This is a genomic window from Parabacteroides sp. AM17-47 (assembly GCF_003434625.1).
GTDB lineage: Bacteria > Bacteroidota > Bacteroidia > Bacteroidales > Tannerellaceae > Parabacteroides > Parabacteroides distasonis.
The window spans coordinates 1-1,753 of sequence record NZ_QTLI01000058.1; the positions used below are offsets into that span (position 1 = coordinate 1).

A 1,753-nucleotide genomic window follows, 5' to 3' on the forward strand; every position below is an offset into this window, starting at 1 on the left:
AGTGTACAAAGGTAGTATTTTTGGCCTTTTTATTAAGGAGAAGATATGAAAAAAGAAGAAGATTTTGTTATGGGCCTGTCCATCTACATGGCTTGTCTGCGTGAGAAAAAACGGTATTCCACGGCGAAGAGTTATCAAGATGCCTTGAATTCGTTCAAGTGCTTTTGCGGTATGGAGGCGATTCCTTATGCCTATATTAATAGGAACAGGCTTTTGTGCTATCAGTCATGGTTGTTGGACAAGGGCCGTTCGTTGAATACGGTGTCTACCTATATGCGTCGGATTCGTCACATTTATAACTTAGCCGTGGAGGCGAACGAGGCTCCCTTTGTACCCAACCTGTTCAAGGATGTTTTCACGGGCGTTGAGAGCAAGCGGAAGAAGGCGTTGCCGCGAGAGATGCTGGAGCGTATGTTTAACGCTGAATTGGAGGATCCGTCCTTGCGGCGTGTACAGTTGACCGTTCGGTTGATGTTTGCGTTCAGCGGGATAGCGTTTGTGGATCTTGCGCATTTGAAATGGGAGAATATCCGGGATGGGATATTGCAGTATCACCGACAAAAGAGCGGATCTCTCATACAGTTGGAGATTCCCTCCGGGGCGTTGCGGCTGCTGGAGGAGTTGTCCGCTTGTACGGCAAAGGAATCCTTTTATTTATTTCCTTTTTTGAGTGGAAGGAGAACCGGTGAGGCGGCCTACAAAGAATATAACAGGACCTTGTCCCGCTTTAACCGTGAGATGAAGTTGTTGGCGAGATCGACAGGCGTTACGCTTCCGGTCACCTCATATACGATCCGTCATTCATTCGCCTCGTTCTTGAAGGAACAAGATGTATCGATCGAGGTTATCAGTGAGTTGTTGGGGCATAAGTCTATTAAGACAACACAGATCTATTTGAAGAGCTTCTCGTTGGAACGTTTGTCGACAGTGAACCGGAATTGTTTTGAGAGCGTGTGTAAACCGATACCCAAAGTGGGGTAAGAGGCTTGCTACTTGGGAAGTAGCGTATTCTTTCACGGCGCAAAAGTAATAAAAAATAACAAATAACAAGCAATCATTAGGCTTAGTTTGTTCATTAGTTTGTGCTCCGACCTTGATTCTCCTTAAATCTTCGTTCTTATTCCTAGTGCATAGACATGGCAATAGAGACGAAATGATCTCGTATTTCCTACATCATCACGTCCCTCCTAAAAATCGAACATACATTCTTGTAGAGACGGGGCGTGCCCCGTCTCATCCCCTCAAAATGGTATTCTAAATTACTGTCAGACGGTGGGAGACGGAGCACGCTCCGTCTCTACAACTGGGTAATAACCATTTTCCAACCTTTTAAGCTACTTCCCAAGTAGCTTAATATTTCAAGCGATGGTGATTTTCAGAAAAGCCATTTTTAAAGACATAAAGTGTTGTTTATCAGGAGTAAATACGGTGCTCTTGGTAGGGCTTTGAATTGTCGTGAGGCTTGAGTGGAGATCTTGATATAATCTTAGGAAAAGATAATCATAATGATGAATGTTTTGAGAGACGGGTGCTCGGAGAGGGGTACGGCGCGGGTTGGCAAGCGTCATGACCTGAAGACTGTACGCTGGTACGTGCTCACGCTTCCTACTACGGGTGTGGCACGACGCGACAGGATCAGCCCCGCTAAAAGCTTGGATGCCGAGCTTTCCCGGCGCGAGCGTCGTGGGGAGACGTTGTTCGAGTATTTCGCCCCCTCCTATGTGGAGGTGAGGAAGGTGGACGGAAAGATGGT

Annotated in this window: 1 protein-coding gene and 1 pseudogene; both read left to right on the forward strand. The window is 46.4% G+C overall.

Going from position 1 to position 1,753, the window contains the following annotated elements; genetic code table 11:
• The first annotated feature begins 45 nt into the window (after positions 1-45).
• Positions 46-981 (forward strand): site-specific integrase, encoded by a 936-nt coding sequence (locus DW205_RS21935; protein WP_121963172.1) that lies wholly within the window; start codon positions 46-48, stop codon positions 979-981.
• Between the two features lie 524 nt (positions 982-1,505).
• Positions 1,506-1,753, forward strand: a pseudogene (locus DW205_RS21945) (transcriptional regulator); the annotation flags it as partial.

What these genes read in the sequence shown, in the direction of transcription:
- DW205_RS21935 (WP_121963172.1), top strand. Translation starts at nt 46, where the DNA reads ATGAAAAAAGAAGAAGATTTTGTTATGGGCCTGTCCATCTACATGGCT.